This window comes from Longimycelium tulufanense, from assembly GCF_014645795.1.
GTDB classification, from domain to species: Bacteria; Actinomycetota; Actinomycetes; order Mycobacteriales; family Pseudonocardiaceae; genus Longimycelium; species Longimycelium tulufanense.
In genome coordinates, this window is the sequence record NZ_BMMK01000039.1 from 19,510 (window position 1) to 41,871 (window position 22,362).

The 22,362-nt window shown below is 70.1% G+C and carries 21 protein-coding genes; 5 read left to right on the plus strand and 16 right to left on the minus strand.

All coding sequences use genetic code 11. The features are described 5' to 3' along the window. Positions 1–471: 471 nt before the first annotated feature. Positions 472–1,917 (minus strand): catalase, encoded by a 1,446-nt coding sequence (locus tag IEY55_RS26895; protein WP_189061358.1) that lies wholly within the window; start codon positions 1,915–1,917, stop codon positions 472–474. Further along, the gene (locus IEY55_RS26900) at positions 1,914–2,411 is read right to left on the minus strand and encodes a Fur family transcriptional regulator (protein ID WP_189061359.1); all 498 of its coding nucleotides are present in this window, start codon (positions 2,409–2,411) and stop codon (positions 1,914–1,916) included. The genes IEY55_RS26895 and IEY55_RS26900 overlap by 4 nt, the downstream gene beginning before the upstream one ends. A 137-nt stretch (positions 2,412–2,548) precedes the next feature. Between IEY55_RS26900 and IEY55_RS26905 the strand changes: the two genes are divergently transcribed. Further along, positions 2,549–3,760 carry an MFS transporter gene (locus IEY55_RS26905; protein ID WP_189061360.1) on the plus strand — a complete coding sequence of 404 codons (1,212 nt, stop codon included), beginning with the start codon at positions 2,549–2,551 and terminating at the stop codon, positions 3,758–3,760. 3 nt (positions 3,761–3,763) lie between these two features. Here IEY55_RS26905 and IEY55_RS26910 read toward each other — a convergent pair whose 3' ends face one another. Then, positions 3,764–4,195: a VOC family protein gene (locus IEY55_RS26910; RefSeq protein WP_189061361.1), complete on the minus strand. Its 432-nt coding sequence runs from the start codon at positions 4,193–4,195 to the stop codon at positions 3,764–3,766. Positions 4,196–4,207: 12 nt separating this feature from the next. Then, on the minus strand, positions 4,208–5,716 hold the full coding sequence (locus IEY55_RS26915; RefSeq protein ID WP_189061362.1) for a gluconokinase: 1,509 nt from the start codon (positions 5,714–5,716) through the stop codon (positions 4,208–4,210). A 159-nt stretch (positions 5,717–5,875) separates the two neighbouring features. Between IEY55_RS26915 and IEY55_RS26920 the strand changes: the two genes are divergently transcribed. After that, positions 5,876–6,445 (plus strand): hypothetical protein, encoded by a 570-nt coding sequence (locus IEY55_RS26920; protein WP_189061363.1) that lies wholly within the window; start codon positions 5,876–5,878, stop codon positions 6,443–6,445. A gap of 383 nt (positions 6,446–6,828) precedes the next feature. On the opposite strand, the gene IEY55_RS26925 is transcribed toward IEY55_RS26920, so the two are convergent. Beyond that, on the minus strand, positions 6,829–7,902 hold the full coding sequence (locus IEY55_RS26925) for an aspartate-semialdehyde dehydrogenase (RefSeq protein WP_189061364.1): 1,074 nt from the start codon (positions 7,900–7,902) through the stop codon (positions 6,829–6,831). A 7-nt stretch (positions 7,903–7,909) separates the two neighbouring features. Continuing rightward, on the minus strand, positions 7,910–9,175 hold the full coding sequence (locus tag IEY55_RS26930) for an aspartate kinase (RefSeq protein WP_189061365.1): 1,266 nt from the start codon (positions 9,173–9,175) through the stop codon (positions 7,910–7,912). Positions 9,176–9,378: 203 nt separating this feature from the next. On the opposite strand from IEY55_RS26930, the gene IEY55_RS26935 reads away from it, so the two are divergent. Both IEY55_RS26935 and IEY55_RS26940 read left to right on the plus strand, forming a co-directional pair. Then, entirely contained in the window at positions 9,379–10,605 is a 1,227-nt protein-coding gene (locus IEY55_RS26935; protein ID WP_229686789.1) for a mannosyltransferase family protein, read from the plus strand. A 22-nt stretch (positions 10,606–10,627) separates the two neighbouring features. After that, positions 10,628–11,239: a nitroreductase family protein gene (locus tag IEY55_RS26940; protein WP_229686790.1), complete on the plus strand. Its 612-nt coding sequence runs from the start codon at positions 10,628–10,630 to the stop codon at positions 11,237–11,239. Between the two features lie 31 nt (positions 11,240–11,270). On the opposite strand, the gene IEY55_RS26945 is transcribed toward IEY55_RS26940, so the two are convergent. Next, positions 11,271–11,603, minus strand: a complete 333-nt coding sequence (locus IEY55_RS26945) for a hypothetical protein (protein ID WP_189061368.1) — start codon at positions 11,601–11,603, stop codon at positions 11,271–11,273. Positions 11,604–11,877: 274 nt separating this feature from the next. Between IEY55_RS26945 and leuA the strand changes: the two genes are divergently transcribed. Further along, positions 11,878–13,671, plus strand: coding sequence for a 2-isopropylmalate synthase (gene leuA, locus IEY55_RS26950; RefSeq protein ID WP_189061369.1), 1,794 nt, complete (start codon positions 11,878–11,880; stop codon positions 13,669–13,671). Between the two features lie 388 nt (positions 13,672–14,059). On the opposite strand, the gene IEY55_RS26955 is transcribed toward leuA, so the two are convergent. The 9 genes from IEY55_RS26955 to IEY55_RS26995 form a co-directional block, all read right to left on the minus strand. Then, positions 14,060–14,704, minus strand: coding sequence for a class II aldolase/adducin family protein (locus tag IEY55_RS26955; protein ID WP_229686791.1), 645 nt, complete (start codon positions 14,702–14,704; stop codon positions 14,060–14,062). Positions 14,705–14,744: 40 nt separating this feature from the next. Next, the gene (locus IEY55_RS26960) at positions 14,745–15,893 is read right to left on the minus strand and encodes an ABC transporter ATP-binding protein (protein WP_189061371.1); all 1,149 of its coding nucleotides are present in this window, start codon (positions 15,891–15,893) and stop codon (positions 14,745–14,747) included. Further along, complete coding sequence (locus tag IEY55_RS26965) at positions 15,890–16,870, minus strand: ABC transporter ATP-binding protein (protein ID WP_189061372.1); 981 nt, start codon at positions 16,868–16,870, stop codon at positions 15,890–15,892. The genes IEY55_RS26960 and IEY55_RS26965 overlap by 4 nt, the downstream gene beginning before the upstream one ends. A gap of 6 nt (positions 16,871–16,876) precedes the next feature. Next, positions 16,877–17,818 carry an ABC transporter permease gene (locus IEY55_RS26970; protein ID WP_189061373.1) on the minus strand — a complete coding sequence of 314 codons (942 nt, stop codon included), beginning with the start codon at positions 17,816–17,818 and terminating at the stop codon, positions 16,877–16,879. Positions 17,819–17,831: 13 nt separating this feature from the next. Beyond that, on the minus strand, positions 17,832–18,842 hold the full coding sequence (locus tag IEY55_RS26975; RefSeq protein WP_189061374.1) for an ABC transporter permease: 1,011 nt from the start codon (positions 18,840–18,842) through the stop codon (positions 17,832–17,834). A 28-nt stretch (positions 18,843–18,870) separates the two neighbouring features. Beyond that, entirely contained in the window at positions 18,871–20,550 is a 1,680-nt protein-coding gene (locus tag IEY55_RS26980) for an ABC transporter substrate-binding protein (protein ID WP_189061375.1), read from the minus strand. Between the two features lie 131 nt (positions 20,551–20,681). Next, on the minus strand, positions 20,682–21,272 hold the full coding sequence (locus IEY55_RS26985; RefSeq protein WP_229686792.1) for a uridine kinase family protein: 591 nt from the start codon (positions 21,270–21,272) through the stop codon (positions 20,682–20,684). A gap of 24 nt (positions 21,273–21,296) precedes the next feature. Beyond that, the gene (gene recR / locus IEY55_RS26990; RefSeq protein ID WP_189061376.1) at positions 21,297–21,893 is read right to left on the minus strand and encodes a recombination mediator RecR; all 597 of its coding nucleotides are present in this window, start codon (positions 21,891–21,893) and stop codon (positions 21,297–21,299) included. Positions 21,894–21,908: 15 nt separating this feature from the next. Next, positions 21,909–22,298, minus strand: a complete 390-nt coding sequence (locus tag IEY55_RS26995; RefSeq protein ID WP_189061377.1) for a YbaB/EbfC family nucleoid-associated protein — start codon at positions 22,296–22,298, stop codon at positions 21,909–21,911. Positions 22,299–22,362: the final 64 nt, after the last annotated feature.

Here is a 22,362-nt window from a genome sequence, read left to right on the forward strand (position 1 = left end):
AAGGGCGGCGACTCCAGGAGAAGCAGAGATCAGGCGGTCGCCTGACCGACGAACACCGCGCCGGCGGCCGAGGCCGGTGTCTCGTCCATCACCAGAGATGCCTCCCCCACACAAAATCTTGGGGTTCACGCAAATAAGGCGCGCGGGGGAACGTCCGGCTCATCACAGAATCCGAAGGGTGCCGGACCAAACACAACCAACCATCCCACCTGAGCACACCCAGAAAGGAGGTGAGACCACAACCGTGTGCTCACCCACAAACGACGCCGCCTGACAACCCACCTGGGGCACCGCCCCTCCCACCTCGAGCCGCTCCCCGTGCCCGGGAACGGGGAGCGGCCCCGGGGACCAAGTCCCCGGGGCCGCCAGCGAAGTGGTGGGACGGAGTCCCCAAGGCGCGAGCCCGCCCAAGCCCTACGGGACCGGGCGAAGAGCCCGAGCCGCGAGGGATCCAGCCGAAGGTGGGAGCCGTCAGCTTTGGAACGCGTCGGCGATCTTGTCGCCGGTCTCCTTGTCGATGTTGCGCCAGTATTCGAAGACGCGGTCCATCATCGGGCGGGAGACGCCGCCGTTCAGGTGGCCTATGACGTTCTTGACCAGGCGGTCACGTTGGGCGTCGTCCATAACCTCACGGATGAGGGTGCGCGGCTGGACGAAGTCGTCGTCCTCCGGGTGCTTCTCGTACGCGGCACGCACCATTTCTCCGGTGGCGGCCCAGCCGGCGATGTCGCCGTAGCGCTGGGTGTCGGCGTGGGGGCCGCCGTAGGAGTTGGGGGCGTAGACCGGGTCGGCCACGTTCTCGTAGCGCATCGGGCCGTCCTTGGAGTAGCTGTGCACCGGCGACTTCGGGCGGTTCACCGGGAGCTGCGTGTAGTTCGGGCCGATGCGGTAGCGGTGGGTGTCCGGGTAGGAGAAGAGCCGGCCCAGGAGCATCTTGTCCGGGGAGGGACCGATGCCCGGGACCAGGTTGGCGGGCTCGAAGGCGGCCTGCTCGATCTCGGCGAAGTAGTTCGACGGGTTGCGGTCGAGGACCATCCGGCCGACCTTGATCAGCGGGTAGTCGCCGTGCGGCCACACCTTGGTCAGGTCGAACGGGTTGAAGCGGTAGTTCGGCGCGTCGTCGAACGGCATGACCTGGACGTAGAGGGTCCAGCTCGGGTGCTCGCCGCGGTCGATGGCGTTCCACAGGTCGCCGATGTGGTGGTCGGCGTTCTCGCCGGCGATGCGGGCGGCGTCCTCGGAGGTGAGGAAGTCGATGCCCTGGTCGGTCTTGAAGTGGTACTTGATCCAGAACTTCTCACCGCCGGCGTTGACCCACATGAAGGTGTGGGAGCCGTAACCGTTCATGTGCCGCCAGGTCTTCGGGATGCCGCGGTCGCCCATGAGCCAGGTGACCTGGTGGGCGGACTCCGGGGACAGCGTCCAGAAGTCCCACTGCATGTTGTTGTCCCGGCGGCCGTTGTCGGCGCGACGCTTCTGCGAGCGGATGAAGTCCTGGAACTTCATCGGGTCCCGGACGAAGAAGACCGGGGTGTTGTTGCCGACGAGGTCGTAGTTGCCCTCGTTGGTGTAGAACTTGACCGCGAAGCCGCGCGGGTCACGCCAGGTGTCCGGCGAGCCCAGCTCGCCGGCGACCGAGGAGAACCGGACGAGCAGCTCGGTGCGGGCGCCGGGCTGGAAGAGGGCGGCCTTGGTGAACTGGCTGACGTCCTCGGTCGTCTCGAAGAAGCCGAAGGCGCCACCGCCCTTGGCGTGCACGACGCGCTCGGGCACGCGCTCGCGGTTGAACTGCGCCATCTTCTCGATGAGGTAGTGGTCCTGCAGCAGGATCGGGCCGTTGGGCCCGACGGTGAGCGAATGCTCGTCGCTGGCCACCGGGATGCCCGCGTTGGTCGTGGTGAACCTCTGTTCGGTCACGCTCGTCCCTCCTCCTCGTGGTGGGACCGGGTCGTCGGTGCTCGCCCGGCGTCCCGGCAGTCGGGGCACCACCCCCAGAAAACGACCTCTGCCTCGTCGACCTCGAAGCCGGACGTGTCCGACGGGTCGAGACAGGGGCGGGCGCCGACCAGGCAGTCGACGTCCTCGGTGCGGCCGCACGCCCGGCACACCAGGTGGTGGTGGTTGTCGCCGATGCGGGTCTCGAAGCGCGCCGGGTGCCCGGCCGGCTCGATACGCCGCAGCAGCCCGGCGCGGGTGCAGGCGTTCAGCACGTCGTAGACGGCCTGGGTGGAGACCGAGCCCAGCCGCTCGCGGACGGCGGTGGTCACCTCGTCGGCGGTGACGTGCGGGTGGTCGCTCACCCAGGTGAGTACGGCCAGCCGGGGTGCGGTCACCCGCAGCCCGGCGGCCCGCAACCGCTGGCGGAGGTCCGCCGGCTGGTCCTGGGCGTACGTGGAAGTCCTGGGGGTCATGACGGGGCCCACTACACCACCCTTTCTGGAGTAAGTCAAGAAAACGAAAGCGTTAAGTCTGCACCCTGAATGATTACTCCCAGTAGTAGCCTGACTGCACGCGTCACCCAGTCGAGGCCACACCGGAAGATGGGCCGGTGGCCCTCACCCGCTACCGCGCCGTGCTGGCCCTGCCCGGCGTCCGTGCGTTGCTCCTCGTGGCGATGCTGGCCCGACTGCCGGCCACGTCGATGGCGGTCGTCCTGACCCTGCACGTGGCGTTGACGTTGGAGCGCGGGTACGCGGCGGCTGGCCTGCTCGTGGCGGCCATCACCGCCGGTGCGGCCTTCGGCAACCCGCTGCTCGGCCGGATCACCGACCGCTACGGCCTGCGTCGCATGCTGTTGCTGTCCACTTCGGTCCAGGTCTCGGCGTGGCTCGCGGCGCCGTTCGTCCCCTACGGCGCGCTCGTGGCGGGCGGGTTTCTCGCCGGTCTGCTGCCGCTGCCGGTGTTCGGCGTGGTGCGGCAGGCGCTGGCGGCGATGGTGCCGGTGTCCTTCCGCAGGACCGCGTACTCGCTCGACTCGATGTCCGTCGAGGTGGCGTACGCGCTGGGCCCGGCCCTCAGCGTGGTGCTGGCCACGCAGGTGTCCACGCGGGCCGCGATGATCGGGATCGCCCTCGCACTCCTGGTCTCGGCCGTCCTGCTCTACCTGCTCAACCCGCCGACCAGGGAAGGCGCCGGGCAGGAGACCGAGCCGGTGCCGCGTCGCTCATGGCTCACGGCGCCGCTCGGCGCGGTGCTGCTCGGCACGGCCGGCGCGTTGGTGGTTCTGGCCGGAACGGACGTCGCGATCGTGGCGTTCCTGGAGCAGAAGGGCGAGGTGCGGTGGGCGGGGTTGGCGATCGCGGCGTGGTGCGTGTGGTCCCTGATCGGTGGATTCGTGCACGGGGCGGTGCCCCGCTCGTTGTCCCTGTCGACGTTGATGCTCACGTTGTGCTTGTTCACCATTCCCGTTGGCTTGGCCGAGAACTGGTGGATGTTGTGCCTCGTTTTGATTCCGGCCGGTGCGTTGTGCGCTCCGACCGTGGCGGCCAGCAGCGAGACGGTGAGCCAGCTGGTGCCCGGTTCCGTTCGCGGAACGGCGATGGGGCTGCATGCGTCCGCGATGACGGTGGGCGCCGCGTTGGGCGCACCCCTGGTGGGGGTGGCGGTGGACTGGACCGGTGAGGCCGCGTGGGGGTTCGCCGCGGCCGGGTTGGGCGGCCTGGTGTTCATCCTCGCCGCAGTCGCTTACCGGCGTTGGGGCCCCGCACAACCGTTCAGGCAGGCCCCCGCGCCACTGGACGGGGAACCGGCGAATCCTTGAGCATCACGGGATCACCGGGCGGCCGCTCTCGTCGAGCGGCCACGCCGGATTGTGGGCGACTTCCCAGACATGACCGTCCGGGTCGGCAAAATAGCCGACGTAACCGCCCCACTCGGCCCGCTCGGCCGCGCGAACCACGGTTCCACCAGCCTCCGCAGCCGTTCGTAGCGCCTCGTCGACCTCGCTCGGCGTCGCGACGTTCACAGCGAGAGTGAGGCCGCGAAAACCCGAACCACTGGGCGGAGGGACGTCGGCGTCAGCGGCCAGCGACCCCACGGGATACAGCGCCAGCCATGGCCCGGCGGTGTCGAAGACGCGGAGGCCGTCGTCCGCGGCGGCCCGCACGTCCCATCCCAATGCCCGGTAGAAGCGCTCCGCACGCCCGACGTCGCTGATTCCCAACGTGACCAGGCTGATCCGGGCCGGCACTCCCATTCCCACACTCCCCTACTCGACGATGGGGGCAAGCATGGCGCAGTCCTCCGACAGCTCCCGCAGTGCCGCATAGACCCGGCGGACCATGGGGCGCGCCGCGGCCATCTGACGCGCCGTCTCCGGATCGGGGTGCACCAGGTAACGGGGCCGGACCAGTTCGGCGACGTCACACAGGGAGTCGAAGGCGCCCAGCGCCCGCCAGCCGAGCAGGGCGGCGCCGAGCCCGGAGCCGCCGCGGTCCTCGGCCATCTCCAGCTCGGTGTCCAGGGCTGCGGCCAGCAGGGTGGCCCACAGTGGGCTACGGAAGGCACCGCCGGTGGCACGGACGACGCGCACCTCGCCGCCGGCCGCGACGACGGCATCGCGGACCAGGGCGAGCTGCTGGGCGACTCCCTCCGCCAGGGCGCGGATGATCTCGGCGCGGCTGTGCTCGCGCCGCAGCCCGAGGAGCACACCGCGCGGCTCCGGGTCCCACCAGGGCGCGCGCTCGCCGAGCAGGTAGGGCAGCGCCAGTAGCCCGTGTGCGCCGGGTGGCACGCTGGCCGCCTCCTCCATCAGGTCGGCGACGTCGTCCTCGCCGACCAGGTCGGCGGCCCACTCGCCGACCAGGCCGCCGTTGCTGATCGCTCCGCCGAGGACCCACACGCCGTCGCCGAGCGCGTAGCAGAAGACCTGGCAGCCCTCGCCCACGCAGGGCGCGTCCCGGGCGACGCGGAGTGCCCCGCTGGAGCCGAGGGAAAGCGCGGTCATGCCGGGGAGGACGGCGCCGACGCCCAGGTTGGCCAGTGGGCCGTCCGCCCCACCGGCGATCACGGGGAGTCCGGCCGGCAGCCCGGTGGCCTGGGCGCCCCTTTCGCTGAGGGCGAGGACCTCGGTCGGCGCGACCAGTTCGGGAAGCTGCTCGGCGCGGACGCGGGCCGTCTCCAGCGCCGCCGGATGCCAGGCCAGGTTGGCGAGGCTTAGCAGGCCGGTGCCGGAGGCGGAGGAGTACTCGGTGACGAACCGGCCGGTCAGGTGGAACAACGCCAGGTCCTTCAACCCGCACCAGTGCGCGGCGCGGGCCGCCAGCCCCGGCTCGTGCTCGGCGAACCACATGAGCTTGGTCAGCGGGGACATCGGATGCACCGGGGTGCCGGTGGCCTGGTGCAGGGCCCGGCCCAGCCCCTCCCCGCGCAGCCGCCGGGCTTCCCCGGTAGCGCGGCTGTCTGCCCAGCTCAGCGACGGGGTGAGGGGTCGGTGGGCGGAGTCGAGGGCGAGCAGGGTGTGCATGGCGCCGCCGAGCGCGAGACCGGCCACGTCGCTGCCCTGCTCGGCGCAGGTGCGGGCGCAGGAGCGGAGCGCCGCCAGGGCGCCGTGCAGCACCTCGCCGGGGTCGTGGACGGCTTCCTGGTCCTTTTCAATGTGCAGGGGGTAGCCGTGTTCGGCGATCGCGCGGATCCCGCCATTGCGGTCGGCGGCCACGACCTTGGTGGCCGAGGTGCCGATGTCCACGCCGAGAATGACGTTCCGCGCTGTGGTCATGACCCTACGCTATCGATTCGTCACGTTCGGGCACGAAAGACCGGCCATGCGGCCGATCCGGCGACGCCCTTTGACCGAGGAAAGGTCATACCCGAAAACGGCATGCTCGACACGAACCGACTCGGCGAAGTAGGTGGGGGCCTCGGGACGTGATAGCTGGTGCGGAAGACGTTCGTCACGGTCGCGCTCGTGGGCACGCTCGCGGTGGCCGCGGTAGGCGCGGAGGTGAGCCGTACCTCGCAGCTCCGGGGCGAGGTCGCCACCCAGGTACGCCAGGTGTTGCCGGCCTCGGCGACCTCTGAGGTGAAGGTGCGCGGCTTTCCCCTGCTGTGGAGTTCCCGGGACGGGGTGGTGGATCGGGCCGAGAGCGTGATCCGGATCCCGGACGGGCAGCGCGCGTCGCTGGTGCTGCGTCGCTTCCACGTCGGCACCGGTCGGGCGGACTGGGCGTCGCTCGCGGTGGAGCTGCCACCGCTGGGCGAGCTGCGATCCGCCCGAGGCTCGAGGGGCCCGCAGGCCGAAGCAGAGCAGGACGAGGGTGAGCTGGCGCTGTCGGCCACGGTGGAGGGTGGCGTGCTGCGGGTGTCACCCACGGTGCCCATCGCCGATGTCGCCACCATCAGCGCAACCCTCCCCCGGGCCTTCCAGAGGGGTCGGATCGTGCGCATCTCAGCCGATCCCAAGACGACGGTGGTGGAGCTTCGCGTCAACGATTTCCGCACCAGTTAGCGAACTGTGGTGTAGCGCGGCCAGAAAGTTCTTGTGCGGTAGGCGAAGAGCCCTGGTGGTGGAGAAGAGCTGCGGGGCAGCAGTCGACTGTGCGGCAGCTTGACGAGATGTGGGCCGACCGACGGGCTGACGGATTCTTAGCAGCCGGAGGAGACGAGGCCACCACGGACGGAGCAACCGTGCGAACAGGACGCCCGCCCGGTAAGCCGACGACGCACACCGGCAAAGCCACCACCGGGGAACGGCCGGGTTCGGCAGCGGCACACAAACCGATGTAGCGGTGCTGGGCGGGCCATTGACCTATAGGCCGCCAACAAGCCCGAGCAGGCCATGAAAAGCCGGATGGGCCGCCACTCGGCGACCCCTCCGCTCTTGCTCCTCACTCAGTTGGCCAGCTCGCCGGCCAGCTTCTCCGCGATCTCGTAGGTGTTGAGCGCGGCACCCTTGCGCAGGTTGTCGCCGCACACGAAGAAGTCGAGCGTGTTCGGGAAGTCGAGCGCCTGCCGGATCCGGCCCACGTAGGTGGGGTCGGCACCGACGACGTCCGCCGGGGTGGGGAACTGCCCCGCGGCCGGGTCGTCAACCAGCACCACGGTCCGCTGCGCCTGGAAGATCTCCCGGGCCCGCGCCACGCTGACCGGCCGCGCGAACGTGGCGTGCACCGCCAGCGAGTGGGTGGTCACCACCGGAACCCGGACGCAGGTCGCCGAGACCTTCAGGTCCGGGATGCCCAGGATCTTGCGCGACTCGTTGCGGACCTTCAGCTCCTCGCTGGCCCAGCCGTCCTCCTTGAGGGAGCCGGCCCACGGCACCACGTTGAGGGCGAGCGGTGCCGGGAACGGCGAGGTGTCCTGCCTCAGGCCGGCTGCGGCGAGCGCCTCGCGCACGTCGCCGGCCCGCTCCCCGACCTGCTTGCCGCCGACCGCGGCCAGCTCGGCGTGGAGCCGGTCGACGCCGGGCTGGCCGGCGCCGGAGGCCGCCTGGTAGGAGGCGACGACCAGCTCGGTCAGCTGCAGCTCGCGATGCAGCGCGCCGAGGGCGGCCATCATCGACAGCGTCGTGCAGTTGGGGTTGGCGATGATGCCGCGCGGGCGGTGCGCGATCTGGTCGGTGTTGACCTCGGGCACGACCAACGGCACGTCCGGGTCCATGCGGAAGGCGCCGGAGTTGTCCACCGCGACGGCGCCGCGCCCGGCGGCGATCGGTGCCCACGTCGCGGACACCTCGTCGGGCACGTCGAACATGGCGACGTCGACGCCGTCGAAGACCTCCGGGGCGAGCGCCCGGACGGTGACCTCCTGGCCCCGCACGGCGATCTTCTTGCCGGCCGAGCGGGGGGAGGCGATCAACCGCACCTCGCCCCACGGCCATTCGCCGCGGCCGTTGAGGATGTCGATCATCACGGTGCCGACGGCGCCGGTGGCGCCGACCAGCGCCAGCACTGGCTTGCGGGTCATCGTGTCCTCACCGCCCCGTTCCGGCGTAGACGACGGCCTGCTCCTCGCCGCCGAGGTCGAACGCCTCGTGCAGGGCGCGCACGGCGTCGTCGAGCTGGGTGTCCCGGCAGATGACCGAGATCCGGATCTCCGAGGTGGAGATGATCTCGATGTTGACCCCGGCGTCGGCCAGCGCCTCGCAGAAGGTGGCGGTCACGCCGGGGTGGGAGCGCATGCCGGCCCCGATCAACGACACCTTGCCCACGTGCTCGTCGTAGACGACCTGCTCGAAGCCGATCTTCTGGCGCTGCTTCTCCAGCACGGCGACGGCGCGCGGCCCGTCGCTGCGGGGCAGCGTGAAGGTGATGTCGGTGCGACCGGTCGAGAGATGCGAGACGTTCTGCACGACCATGTCGATGTCGATCTCGGCGTCGGCAACGGCCCGGAAGACCTGCGCGGCCTCACCGGGGTGGTCCGGCACGTTGATCACGGTGATCTTGGCCTCGGAGCGGTCATGCGCCACTCCGGTGATCATCGCCTGTTCCACGGGGATGGCCTCCATCGACCCGGCGACCGTGGTCCCGGGCTTCTTGCTGTACGACGAGCGGACGTGGATCGGGACGCCGTAGCGGCGCGCGTACTCCACGCAGCGGAGCATCAGCACCTTGGCGCCGGCCCCCGCCATCTCAAGCATCTCCTCGTAGGTGATGGCGTCAAGCTTCTTGGCGTCGGGCACGATTCGTGGGTCGGCGGTGAAGACGCCGTCGACGTCGGTGTAGATCTCGCACACGTCGGCGTCGAGGGCGGCCGCCAGCGCGACGGCGGTGGTGTCCGAGCCACCGCGGCCCAACGTGGTCACGTCCTTGGTGTCCTGGCTGACCCCCTGGAAGCCGGCGACCAGCACGATGTAGCCCTCGTCCAGGGCCTGCCGGACGCGGCCGGGGGTGACGTCGATGATCCGCGCCTTGCCGTGGGTGGAGTCGGTGATCACGCCGGCCTGGGAGCCGGAGAACGAGCGGGCCTGCGCGCCGAGGGCGTGGATCGCCATCGCGACCAACGCGTTGGACATCCGCTCCCCCGCGGTCAGCAGCATGTCCAGCTCGCGTTGCGGAGGAACCGGGCAGACCTGCTGCGCGAGATCGGACAGCTCGTCGGTGGTGTCACCCATGGCGGAGCACACGACGACCACGTCGTTGCCGGCCTTGCGGGTGTCAACGATGCGTTCCGCTACTCGTTTGATCCGTTCCGCGCTCTCCAACGATGAGCCGCCGTACTTCTGGACGACGAGCGCCACGTGATCAAAACCTCCCATCGGGCCCATCGGGCCGGGCGTACCCGTCCACACTGCAGGCGTGGACGGCTGCGTGCTCCAGGACGGCGTCGTCCCACTGGTCGGGCAGCCTACATGTCATGGAACCCGCGACATCGTGTGCAACCTCACCTCCGGTAACGGCGACTAACCTGGAAGGGTCAACCAGCCGGCGGTGTGGAGGAACGGTGTCTACGACCGAGGTGGACAGCGCTTCGACCACCCCCGTTGAGGCTCCCGCCGGTGAGCCGGCGGGTTCCCGCCCGGCCTGGCTGCGGCTCGACTGGTGGTCGCGGCAGCGGGCGTTGTGGATCTTGGCGCCGGCCGTGCTCTTCCTTGCGGTGCGGGAGCTGGGCCTGCTGGTGCTGGAGTGGATGGCATCCCGGAACCGCACGTCGGTGGGCTACGCCCTGACCTCGTGGGACAGCCAGTGGTACCTGGAGATCGCCGCCCGCGGCTACGACGGCGTGCGCCCGGAGCTGGTGGACGCGTTCGGGCGGCGCACGGCGGAGACGCCGCTGGCGTTCTTCCCCGGTTATCCGCTGCTTGTGCGGTGGGTCGCGGAGCTGCCCGGGGTGGGCCTGGTGTCAGCCGCGTTCGCGGTGAGTGTGGTCTCGGGTGTGACGGCCGCCTACGGCCTGGTCCGGCTGGGCGAGCGGATTGGTGGCTCCCGCCGCGTGGGCCTGTATCTGGTGGTGTTCTTCGCGGCCTCACCGATGGCGGTCGTGCTGTCGATGGCGTACTCGGAGGCGTTGTTCTGCGCGCTGGCCGTGTGGGCGCTGGTCGGGGTGTTGGAACGCCGGTGGCTCCTTGCGGGCGTGTGCTGTGCCGCGGCCGGGCTCGTGCGTCCGACGGCGGGCGCGCTGGTGGTCGCGGTGGGGTTGGCGGCGTTGGTGGCGGTGATCCGCCGCCGTGACGGTTGGCGGCCCTGGGTCGCCGGTGTGCTGGCGCCGCTGGGCATCCTCGGCTACCTGGGTTGGGTCGCGCTGCGCACGGGGCACTTGTTCGGTTGGTTCGTGTTGCAGCAGCGGGGTTGGGACTCGCGATTCGACGGGGGTGCGGCGACCTGGCGGTTCGGCCTGGACGCGTTGGCCTCGGCGCGCTCGGTGCTGGAGGTCGCGACGGTGGGGATCGTGCTCGGCGCGATCATCCTGCTGGTGTCCGGAGCGTGGCTGCGGCTGCCGTGGCCGGTGCTGGTGTTCTCGCTCGGCGTCCTGGTGATGGACCTGGGTTCCAACGGGTTGATGAACTCAAAGGCACGGTTGCTGGTGCCCGCCTTCACCTTGTTGTTGCCGGCCGCGATCGGGTTGGCGAAGCGGCGCCCGGCAACGGCGGTGACCGTGCTGGTCGGGGTCGCGGTGGCCAGCGCCTGGTTCGGCGCGTACTCCGTCACTTCTTGGGGGTACGCCATCTGACCGGTGGGTACGGTTGGGTGCCGTGACCGATCCAGCCCCCCAGAGCGACCGCCACGCGGCGACGAGCGTTCCCCTGCACCCCCTTCTCGCGCAGCGATGGAGCCCGCGCGCCCTCGACCCGACCGCCGAGGTGGGCGAGGACCAGCTGCGGGCGTTGTTCGAGGCGGCCCGTTGGGCGCCCTCGTGGGGCAACACCCAGCCCGCGCGGTTCCTCGTCGGCCGGCGCGGCGACGCCACCTTCCAGTGCATCCACGACACGTTGGTCCCGGGGAACCAGGCATGGGCCGCGGCCTCGGGCGCGCTGGTTCTCGGCGTGGCCGCGACCCACGACCATGCCGGGGACCCGCTGCCCTACGCCGAGTACGGCCTGGCGCTGGCCACCCAGAACCTGGTGGTGCAGGCGATGGCCGAAGGGCTCTTCACGCACCAGATGGCGGGGTTCGACCAGGAGGCGGCGCGCAAGGTGTTCGAGCTGCCCGAGGGTTTCCAGCCACTCGTCGTGGTGGCGGTGGGCACGCTGGCCGAGCCTGGCGCCGCCCCCGCGGAGCTGGTGGAGCGGGACGCGCGGCCCCGCAGCCGTAAGCCGCTGTCGGAGTTGGTGTTCGGCCCGGGTTGGGGCGTCCCCGCGTTCTGATCGCCGGCCGGTGCGGGCCGGGTCGGTCCGGTCAGGGTGCGCCGCGCCGGATGAGCCTGCTCACCAGCGCGCTGGCCACCAGCCAGAACAACGCGGCGAGCCCGTGGTTGACCAGTACCCCGAGGTTGGCGTCGGTGGGCGTGAACAGGTCACGGAAGCCCAGCGCCAGCGGGTCGGCCCAGGCGGCGACGAACCGGGTGATCCCGTTGTCGGGGTTGGCGCCGCCGACGGTCAACACCACGTGCGCGACCAGCAACACCGCCGCGAGCGTGCCGACCCAGCGCACCAGGGTGGTGAGCACGCTCACAAAGCGCTCCCGCAGCCGTGACGCGGTCACGGCGCCCCGTTCCCGGTGGTCACCCATGCGCGGAGTCTGGCACGCGCTCCCCCGGCCGGGCTACGGGTGCGCAGGACACGTCCGGCGCATCGGTTGGGTGACATCGCCGCTGGTCGCCTGCGAGTTCCCGGCATCCGGGAGACAGTTCCCCTGTGCGCCGCCGAACGGTTACCCTCGCGCCCGTGGCTCGTGCGCTCCTGCTGCTTCGCCGCCGCGACGGGGTCTGATCCGACCGGCCCCCCGTCGCGGGTCCCGGCGTGAGCGCCGGTCTCCCCTTCCGGCACCAGGAGCCCTGTCGATCATGAGCACCAACCCCGATGCCTTCAGTGCGGCCTCCAGTCGTCTCCGCACGCCCTCCCGCCCCGCCCCGGCCGGCCAGCCCGGCTGGAGCACGCAGCGCGGCAGCTCGATGCCCTACCACCGGTACCGACCATTCCACGAGGTGGTCGAGCCGGTCTCGGTATCGGACCGGACCTGGCCGGACCGCCGGCCCACCCGGGCCCCGCTGTGGTGCGCGGTGGACCTGCGGGACGGCAACCAGGCACTGATCGACCCGATGTCGCCGGCCCGCAAGCGGCGGATGTTCGACCTGCTGGTCCGGATGGGCTTCAAGGAGATCGAGGTCGGGTTCCCCGCGGCCAGCCAGACCGACTTCGATTTCGTGCGGGAGATCATTAATGACGAGGCGATCCCGGAGGACGTCTCGATCCAGGTGCTGACCCAGTGCCGCCCGGAGCTGATCGAGCGCACCTTCACCGCGCTGGAGGGCGCGTCGCGCGCCATCGTGCACATCTACAACTCGACCTCGATCCTGCAGCGGCGCGTGGTGTTCCGGCAGGACCGCGAGGGGATCAAGAAGATCGCCACCGACGCCGCGCGGCTGGTGCTCGACCTGGCCGAGCGGTACCCGGAGACCGACTTCCGATGGGAGTACTCACCGGAGTCCTACACCGGCACCGAGCTGTCGTTCGCGGCCGACGTGTGCAACGGGGTGACCGAGGTCTGGCAGCCGACGCCGGAGCATCCGGCGATCGTGAACCTGCCGGCCACGGTGGAGATGGCCACTCCCAACGTCTATGCGGACTCCATCGAGTGGATGCACCGCAACCTGGACCGGCGGGACGCGGTCGTGCTGAGCCTGCACCCGCACAACGACCGGGGCACGGCGGTCGCCGCGGCCGAGCTGGGCTACCAGGCCGGGGCGGACCGGATCGAGGGCTGTCTGTTCGGCAACGGTGAGCGCACCGGCAACGTGTGCCTGGTGACGCTGGCGATGAACCTGTTCAGCCAGGGCATCGACCCGCAGCTGGACCTGTCCGACATCGACGAGGTGCGGCGCACCGTGGAGTACTGCAACCAGCTCCCGGTGCACGAGCGCCACCCCTACGGCGGGGACCTGGTCTACACCGCGTTCTCCGGCAGCCACCAGGACGCGATCAAGAAGGGCCTGGAGGCGCTGGACGCGGCCGCCAAGGAGGCCGGCGAGCACGTCGACGACTACGCCTGGGAGGTCCCGTACCTGCCGATCGACCCCAAGGACGTGGGTCGCAGCTACGAGGCGGTCATCCGGGTCAACTCGCAGTCCGGCAAGGGCGGGGTGGCCTACGTGATGAAGACCGAGCACCACATGGACCTGCCGCGGCGGCTGCAGATCGAGTTCTCCCGGGTGGTGCAGGAGGTGACCGACACCGGGGGCGGCGAGGTCACCCCGAAGGAGATGTGGGACGTCTTCGCCACCGAGTACCTGCACCGCGAGGCACCGCTGGCGCTGGTGCGGCACCAGGTGTCCGACTACGGCGACGGGCGGCACGAGATCGTGGCCCGAGTACGGATCGAGGGCGAGGACCACGACATCACCGGCAGCGGCAACGGGCCGATCGCCGCGTTCGTCGACGCGCTGGCCACCGTCGGGTACGACGTGCGGGTGCTGGACTACGCGGAGCACGCGATGAGCGCCGGCGACGACGCGCAGGCGGCGGCCTATGTCGAATGCGCGATCGGCGACAAGGTGCTGTGGGGTGTGGGGGTCAGCGGCTCGACGGTGACCGCGTCGCTGCGGGCCGTGGTGTCGGCCGTGAACCGCGCCCACCGCTGACCACTGTGAAGCGGGCGGTCGGGTGGGAACGTGCTCACCTGACCGCCTGCTTGGTGGGCCCGCAGAAATTCGAGCGATCGGGTGCGGTTGGCCGCGAGCTGACGAGGTCTGGACCGCTCGCCCGAGTCTCGCTCGGGGCCACGGGTTGATCCGCGCGCCGGTCGAGGGCGATCCGTGGCTGTCGTCAGGCTTCGGCCGCGGTGTCAAGTACGTTTTCGCGCACTGTGGATAACCGCCATCGTGCGTGGACGGCGGTTTTCCCCCGATCGCCAAGATCGATAGGCTGGCCCAGGGGCCGTCCCCCGGTGGAGGGTGGGGGGTGCGCGAGGTCAGGCGAGCGGCTCGGCATCGGGTCAGCGTCGGCTGATGGTGCCAGCCACTCTGGGGGTCAACGCGCGGGCTGTGAGCCGTAGTTGTCGAGCTTGTCCTTGGCCTCCGCCATCTGCTCGGTCGAAAGCAGCCGGGGCCGCTGGCCGGTGGAGAGCACCCGCAGCGCCACCTCACATACCCATTCCAGGTAGCGGGCCCGTTCGAGGGCCTTCGCCAGTGAGTCGCCGATCGTCACCGCGCCGTGGTTGGCCAGCAGGCAGGCGGTGCGATCCCGCAGAGCGTCCAACATGGACTCGGCGAGCTGTGGAGTTCCGTAGGTGGCATAGCGTGCCACGCGCACGGGCCCGCCGAACAACGCCAGGTAGTAGTGCACGGCCGGTACTTCGTCGACCAGGCAGGAGAGTGCGGTGGCGGCGGGCGAGTGGGTGTGAACGACGGCGACGATGTCCCGTTCGGCATAGATGGCGAGATGTATCGGCAGTTCGCTGGTGGGTGCGAGCGGGGCGTCGAGCGGGCTGCCGTCCAGGCGGTGCACACCGATCAGCTCGGGGGTGAGCCGGTCGTAGTCGACGCCGCTCGGGGTCACCGCGACCAGCTCGCCGGCCCGCACGCTGACGTTGCCCGCGGTGCCCACCACCAGCCCATCCCGGACCAGCCGACGACACGCCCCGACGATTGCCTCTCGTTCGGTGAATAGCTGCACGGGAGTGCATTCTCCGCGCATCGCGGCGCCGGCGCTCGGCTTACGGCCCGAGTGCCTCGGTGACCGAGGTCGGGCCGGCGAGGCTCTCGTCGACAGTGGGCACGCCTTCCTCCTCGACCAGTTCCGGCCGCACCTCGTGCGGCTTGATCCGGCCGGCGCGGATGTCCTCCGCCCAGTGGCAGGCCGCCCGGTGCCCTGGAAGCACCTCGCGCAGCACGGGACGTTCGGTGTCACAGCGGGTTGGCTGCCGCCAGGGGCAGCGGGTGTGGAAGCGGCAGCCGGGGGGTGGTGCCGCTGGGGAGGGCAGGTCCCCGGTGAGCAGGATGCGTTCGCGCCGGTCCTCCAGGACCGGGTCGGGCACCGGCACCGCGGACAGCAACGCCCTGGTGTAGGGGTGTAGGGGCGCGGCGTAGAGGTCGTCCGAGGCGGCTTCCTCGACCAGTCCTCCCAGGTACATCACGCCGATGCGGTCGGCGATGTGCCGGACCACGGCCAGGTCGTGCGCGATCACCAGGTAGGTCAGGCCGAACTCCTCCTGGAGGTCCTCCAGGAGGTTGATCACCTGTGCCTGCACGGAAACGTCCAGCGCCGACACGGGCTCGTCGGCGACGACGAGGTCCGGCTCGACGGCCAGCGCGCGGGCGATGCCGATGCGCTGTCGCTGCCCGCCGGAGAACTCGTGCGGGTACTTGCGCAGCGCCGAGGAGGGCAGGCCAACCGCGGAGAGCAGGTCACGCAACCGGCGACCCGTCGCCTCCCGGCCACGGTCGAGGCCGTGCGCACGCAGCCCCTCGACAAGCAGCGACTCGACCGACTGTCGCGGGTCGAGGGAGGACAGCGGATCCTGGAAAACCATCTGCATCCGGCGGCGCATGCGGCGCAGCGGCTCGCCCTTCATCGTCGACAGGTCGGTACCGTCGAACACCACATGTCCGTCGCTGAGCGGGACCAGTTTCAGCATGGCCCTGCCGAGGGTTGACTTGCCACAGCCGGACTCGCCGACAAGCCCGTAGGTCTCGCCCCGCCGGATGGTCAGGTCGACCCCGTCCACGGCGTAGACGTAGCCGATGGTGCGGTCGAGGATGATGCCGCGCTTGATGGGGAAGTGAACCTTGAGGTCGTTCACCTCGACCAGGACCTCACTGTCCACTGTAGACTCGGTCGTGCTGGTAGCCGGTGCGGTAATCATGCCGGAACCTCCTGCCGGACCGGGTTGTGGCAGCGCAACAGGCGACCGTCGTCCTCCTCCATCTCTGGCGTCACGTCCAGACACTTCTCCAGCACGTTGGGACACCGTGGCGCGAATGCGCATCCCTGCGTCCACGGGATGTTGTCCGTCACCGCGCCCCTGATCGGCACGAGCCGCTCCCCTCGTGGCGCGTCGAGCCTCGGGATGGAGGACAACAGGCCGTGGGTGTAGGGGTGTCGTGGCCGTGCGAACAGCTCGTGGCGGGCGGCGCGTTCCACCACGCGGCCGGCATAGAGGACATTGACCTCGTCGCACAGCCCGGCAACGACACCCAGGTCATGCGTGATCATGATCAGTGCGGTCCCGGTGTCACGCACCAGCTGCGACAGCAGGGCGAGGATCTGGGCCTGGATGGTGACGTCCAGCGCCGTGGTCGGCTCGTCAGCGATGAGCAGGCGGGGCTGGCAGGCCAACGCCATCGCGATCAACGCCCGCTGCCGCATGCCACCGGACAACTGGTGCGGGTACTCGTCCAGCCGACGCCGCGGGTCGGGGATGCCCACCTGGTCCAGCAGCTCGGCGGCCACCCGCATGGCCTTAGACCGCGACATGCCGCGGTGCCGCTCCAGCACCTCGGTGACCTGGATCCCGATCGAGACGACCGGGTTCAGCGAGGACAGCGGGTCCTGGAACACCATGCCCAGGTCGCGGCCGCGCCGGTCCCGCATCTGCCGGGGGGACTCGGTGAGCAGCTCGGCGCCCTCGAACCGGACCGAGCCGGAAACACGCACGCCGCGGCGCGGCAGGAGACCCATGATCGCCAGTGAGGTCACGGACTTGCCGCAGCCGGACTCGCCGACCAGGCCGACCGTCTGACCCTCCTCGACGGCGAAGCTGACCCCGTCGACCGCGGTGAACGGCGCCTCGCCCCGCCGTTGGAAGACGACGGTGAGGTCGGTGACTTCGAGCAGTGCCAAGGCAGATCACCGCCGGTTCTTCGGATCCAACGCGTCGCGCAGCGACTCGCCGACGAGGGTGAAGCCCAACGCGACCGCGATGATGCAGCCGGCGGGCCAGAACGCGAGGTTGGGGTGGCTGTCGATGACGGTCTGCGCGTTGCCCAGCATCTGGCCCCACTCCGGGACCGAGTCGTCCGGATTGCCCAGGCCGAGGAAGGACAACGCGGCCGCGTCGATGATGGCCACCGCCAGCACCAGGGTCGCCTGCACGATCACCGGCCCGAGCGAGTTGGGCAGCATGTGCCGGAACACGATCGCCCGGGGCCGAACCCCCAGCGCGCGTGCGGCGAGCACGTGGTCGCTGTTGCGTTGGGCCAGCATCGAACCGCGGAGCAGGCGGGCGAAGATCGGTATCTGCACGATCGCCACCGCGAGGATGACGGTGAACTGGCTGGGCCGGGCGAACAACGCGCCGATCGAGACGGCGGCCAGCAGGCTGGGGATGGACAGCATCACGTCCACCAGCCGCATGACGGCCGAGTCGACCCAGCCGCCGATCGCACCGGCCAGGGTGCCCAACACCAGCCCGCCACCGAGCCCGATCACGGTGGCGAACACGCCGACCATCAGGGTCTGTTGCGAGCCGACGAGCAGGCGGGACAGCAGGTCGCGGCCCACCTGATCGCCCCCGAGCGGATGGCCGGGCTGGGGCGGAGGGATCTCGTTGCGTGCCTTGGAAACCTGGTCCGCCAGCATCCACTCGCTCGGGTCGTGCGGGGCGAGCCAGGGGGAGAGCAGCGCGACCACGACGAAGGTTCCGATGATGGCCGCGCCGACCAGGAACACCGGGTTGCGGCGCAGCCGTCGCCAGGCGGAGACCGCCAGGCTGACCCCGGCTTCGCCCTCGCGGTCGTCGGTGGACATGCGAGCCAGGGCGTCGACGCGCTCCTTGCGGGTGGTCACCATGTCGCCTCCCCCCTCACCGGACCCGCACCCGCGGGTCGATGACCGCGTACGACAGGTCGACCACGAGGTTGACCAGCACGTACACCATGGCCGCGACGATGATCAGCAGCTGGAGCACCGGATAGTCGCGACGTTCGAACCCGATCGCGAGGGCCTCGCCCAGCCCGGGGAAGGCGAACACCTTCTCGGTGAGTACCGCCCCGGCCAGCAACGCGCCGGTCTGCAGGCCGATGGTCGTCACCACCGGCAGCATCGCGTTGCGCAACACGTGCCGTCGCCGGATGACGGGCGTGGTGAGGCCCTTGGATTCGGCGGTGCGCACGTAGTCCTCGTCGAGTACGTCGAGAACGGCGGCCCGGGTGATCCGGAAGACGACCGCGAACGGGATCGTCGCCAAGGCCATCGCCGGCAGGACGAGGTGTTGCAAGGCATCCCAGGCCGCGTCCCACTCCCGGGTCAGCAGCCCGTCCAGCACGAAGAAACCGGTGACCCGGGTGGCGTCGATGCCGCCGGTTTGCCGGCCGGATGCCGGAAGCCACCCCAGCTCCACGGCGAACACGTACTTCAGCAGGAAGGCGAGGAAGAACACCGGCACGGCCACGCCGACCAGCGAGCCGACCACGCCGAGGTTGTCCAGCCAGGTCCCGCGCCGTCGCGCGGCCAGATAGCCGAGCGGGATACCGAAGAGCACCGCGAGCACGATCGCGAAGAAGCTCAGCTCGAGGGTGGCCGGGAATCGTTGCAGGAAGACCTCGAGGGCCGCGTCACCGGGCTGCACACCGGTGGAGGAGCCGAAGTCACCGCTGAGCGCGCGGCCCAGGAACTTGCCGTACTGCACGAAGATCGGCTGGTCCAGGCCGAGCTGGGCGGTGAGCTGGCGTCTGCTCTCCTCGGTGGCACGCTCCCCCAGGAGGGCCGAGACGGGCCCTCCCGGGAGGAGACGCAGCCAGCCGAACAGCAGCATGGACAGCACCAGCACGACGCCGAGCAGCTGCAGCAGCCGCCGGACGGTATAGCGGAGCACGCCTCCCCCTCGCGCCTGCCTCTGCCCGTCAGCCCTTGCTGACCGGGCCGAACTCCTCGGACGTCAGCGGGCTGGGCACCAGTCCCCTGACGTCCTTGGTCACCACGAGCGCGGGTGCGGAGTGCGAGATGGGCAGGCCCGGTAGGTAGTCGGACATGATCTTCTTGTTGAGCTCCTTGTACATCTGCTCGCGCTTGTTCTCGTCCGGTTCGGAGTCGGCGCGGCGCAACTCGGCGGACAGCTCCTCGCCCCACGGCGCGACCGTCGTGTAGAAGCGATTGGACGGGTCGGCGAAGAAGGTGCCGATGAAGTTGTCCGGGGTGTCCATGTCCCCGGTCCAGCCGAGCAGGAACAGGTCCGCCTGGCCCTGGTCGATATCCTCCAGGTAGCCGCCGTTCCACGGCTTCGTCACCGCGTTCACCTTCACCCCGACCGCCTCCAGGTCGGTCCTGAGCGCGCCGAAGATGTCCCTGGGGTTGGGCATGTAGGGCCGGGTGACCTCACTGGGCCAGAAGAAGTTGACCGTCAGGTCGGACGCACCGGCCTCCGCCAGCAGCTGTTTGGCCTTGTTCGGGTCGTAGTCGTACTTCTCGACGTTGGGTTCGTAGCCGCTGACGCTCTCCGGGATGAACTGGGTCGCGACCTTGGCGCCGGCGGGAAGCTGCGACTTGACCAGCTGCTCCCGGTTGAGCGCGTGGTACAGCGCCTTGCGCACCTTCAGGTCGCGCAGCTTCTCGTTGTTCTTCTGCGTGATGCCGAGGTAGAAGATGTTGAACGGCTCACGCTTGATCACCTGGAACCCGGCCTGCTCGAGGGCGGCCCAGTCGGATGGGTTGGGCAGGTCGTAGCCGTCGATGGCGCCGGACTGCAGCTCCTGCTTGCGGGCTGTCTCGTCCGGGATCACCTTGAAGACGAGCTTGTCCAGCTTGGTCTTCTCACCGTGGTAGTCGTCGAAGCGGACCAACTCGATGATGTTGTTCGCCTTGTCGTAGCGGGAGAACTTGAACGGTCCGGTACCCGTCGGGTGCTCGTGGCCGTAGGCTGGGTACTCGAAGCTGTCGCCCCGGACCTGGACGTTGTTGGCGTCGTAGGTCTCCATCGCGGTCGGGCTCTGCATGGAGAACGGGGCCATCCCGAGCAGGTCGGGGAACTTCGAGGTGGAGGCCGTCAGCTCGACGACCGCGGTGTGGGTGTCCTTGACGGTGCAGGACTTGTAGAGCGAGGGCTTGGCGCCGTCGGCGAACCCCCCGAAGTTGTCCACCCAGTACTGCGAGACGGCGGCGTTCGTGCCGGCGCCGGTCTGGTTGTACCAACGCTCGAAGTTCTTGCACACCGCGTCGGCGTCGAAGTCGGTGCCGTCGTGGAACTTCACGCCATTCTTCAGGTGGAACGTCCACGTCTTGCCGTCGTTGCTGTGGTCCCAGCGCTCCGCCAGCGCCGGCTCGACCTTGGCGGTACCGGGCTTGAACCCGGTCAGCCCCTCGAAGATCTGCCGGGCCACGCGGAAGGTCTCCCCGTCGCTGGCGTAGAAGGGGTCGAAGAGCTTGGGGTGGCCGGCCGCGGCGAAGGTGAGCGTGCCGCCCACCTTCCCGCCCTGCTCGCCCCGCTGGGACTCGGCACAGGCAGCCATGCTCACCGCGACGGCCGTGGTCAGGCCGACCGCCGCGAACCTCCGCAGCCCGGTCCGGGCCGTTCGGGAGTTGACCATCGGGCACCTCTGTGTGTCGGGCGTCTCACGTCTCACTGTGGTGGCCGACACTAATCGGATCAGGGGATCCTGCGGAGCCTTTTCGAGGTCACGATCCTGCTACGTCATCACCTGTTCTAGTGATGAGATCGCTACTCCTCGCAGTCGGACAGCACGGAATCGGCACGCTCCCGGGTCTGGTCCACGGCGAACCATCCCTGTTCGAACCGCTGCCAGTGGAGCAGCGGCGCGCGGCACACCTCGCCGTCCCGGCGTACCGCACGCGCCAGCCGTTCGGCCGTATCCGGGTGCTCGACCCACACTGCGTGTGACAGAAACGGCGCGATCGCGGCGCGGGCCGACGAGACGCCCTCGAGTACGAGCACATCGGGGACGTCGACATCGACCATGGCGCCGAGTTGGGGAAGGCTGTCCCGCCATTCGATGCGTTGATAGCGCGCCCGCTCGCTCCGGGACAACGGGGCAAGCACCCACTTCACCAGGTCGGGCCACCACTCGACCGGCTGGTCCCAGGTGGCGAAGTGGTCGGTGGGGACGACCGCGACGCGGACCCCCCGGTCGGCGAGCTCGGCCGCCAGCGCCCGGGCGAAACAGGTCTTGCCCGAACCGGAGGGCCCGTCGACCGCGACCAGACGGACCGCCCCGAGGCGGGGCGGGGCCGCCAGTACGGCGTCGGCGATCTCGGAGCCGCACGCTCGCCACCGGACGTCAAGGTGCGGCATCGCGTCGATCGTCCCCGGCGCGGGCTACAGCGAGCGGCGGCCGGAGAGCGCGCGGCCCAGCGTCAGCTCGTCGGCGAACTCCAGGTCGCCGCCCATGGGCAGGCCCGAGGCGAGCCGGGTGACGGTGAGGCCGGGGAAGTCGCGCAGCATCCGCGCCAGGTAGGTGGCGGTCGCCTCGCCCTCGGTGTTCGGGTCGGTGGCGAGGATGACCTCCTTGACGTCCTCGGCGCCGATGCGCGCCAGCAGCTCCCGGATCCGCAGCTGGTCCGGTCCGACCCCGGACAGCGGGTCCAGGGCACCGCCGAGGACGTGGTAGCGGCCCCTGAACTCCCGGGTGCGCTCGACCGCGAGCACGTCCTTCGGTTCCTCGACCACGCACACCACGGTGGGGTCGCGCCGCGCGTCCTGGCAGATGCGGCAACGCTCCTCCGCCGAGACGTTGCCGCACACCTCGCAGAAGCGCACGCCTTCCTTGACGCGCTGCAGCACCTCCTGCAGCCGCGTGACATCAGCGGCTTCCGCCGCCAGCAGGTGGAAGGCGATCCGCTGCGCGCTCTTCGGACCGATGCCGGGAAGCCGTCCCAGCTCGTCGATCAGGTCCTGGACAGGTCCTTCGTACACCCCGCCCGTCCGAAGTCACATGCCCGGCAGCATGCCGCCGAGGTCCATCCCACCGCCCAGGCCGCCGGCCAGCGGGCCCATCTTCTCCGCGGCCAGCTGCTGGGCGTTGTGGTTGGCGTCCCGGACCGCGGCCACCACCAGGTCGGCCAGGGTCTCGGTGTCCTCGGGGTCGACCGCCTTCGGGTCGATGGTCAACGTCTTCAGCTCGCCGGTACCGGTGACCACGGCCTGCACCAGGCCACCGCCGGCGGTGCCGGTCACCTCGGCCGACGCCAGCTCCTGCTGGGCGGCCATCAGCTGCTGCTGCATCTTCTGCGCCTGCTGCACGATCTGCTGCATGTTCGGCTGGCCACCGGGTTGCACCGCGGCTCCTCTCCTCGACGACACACCCGGGCTACCTGCCATTTTCCGGGCGCCCCGTCCAGGGTAGTCGGATGGGTGACCGGCGCCGGCTCGGCCCGGACGGGTG

Coding starts and splice junctions, on each gene's coding strand:
- IEY55_RS26945 (WP_189061368.1), bottom strand. CDS start 11,603: ATGGGTGACCACCGGGAACGGGGCGCCGTGACCGCGTCACGGCTGCGG.
- IEY55_RS26915 (WP_189061362.1), bottom strand. CDS start 5,716: ATGACCACAGCGCGGAACGTCATTCTCGGCGTGGACATCGGCACCTCG.
- IEY55_RS26960 (WP_189061371.1), bottom strand. CDS start 15,893: ATGATTACCGCACCGGCTACCAGCACGACCGAGTCTACAGTGGACAGT.
- IEY55_RS26925 (WP_189061364.1), bottom strand. CDS start 7,902: ATGACCCGCAAGCCAGTGCTGGCGCTGGTCGGCGCCACCGGCGCCGTC.
- IEY55_RS26910 (WP_189061361.1), bottom strand. CDS start 4,195: ATGGGAGTGCCGGCCCGGATCAGCCTGGTCACGTTGGGAATCAGCGAC.
- IEY55_RS26970 (WP_189061373.1), bottom strand. CDS start 17,818: ATGGTGACCACCCGCAAGGAGCGCGTCGACGCCCTGGCTCGCATGTCC.
- IEY55_RS26900 (WP_189061359.1), bottom strand. CDS start 2,411: ATGACCCCCAGGACTTCCACGTACGCCCAGGACCAGCCGGCGGACCTC.
- IEY55_RS26980 (WP_189061375.1), bottom strand. CDS start 20,550: ATGGTCAACTCCCGAACGGCCCGGACCGGGCTGCGGAGGTTCGCGGCG.
- IEY55_RS26985 (WP_229686792.1), bottom strand. CDS start 21,272: ATGCCGCACCTTGACGTCCGGTGGCGAGCGTGCGGCTCCGAGATCGCC.
- IEY55_RS26995 (WP_189061377.1), bottom strand. CDS start 22,298: ATGGCAGGTAGCCCGGGTGTGTCGTCGAGGAGAGGAGCCGCGGTGCAA.
- leuA (WP_189061369.1), top strand. CDS start 11,878: ATGAGCACCAACCCCGATGCCTTCAGTGCGGCCTCCAGTCGTCTCCGC.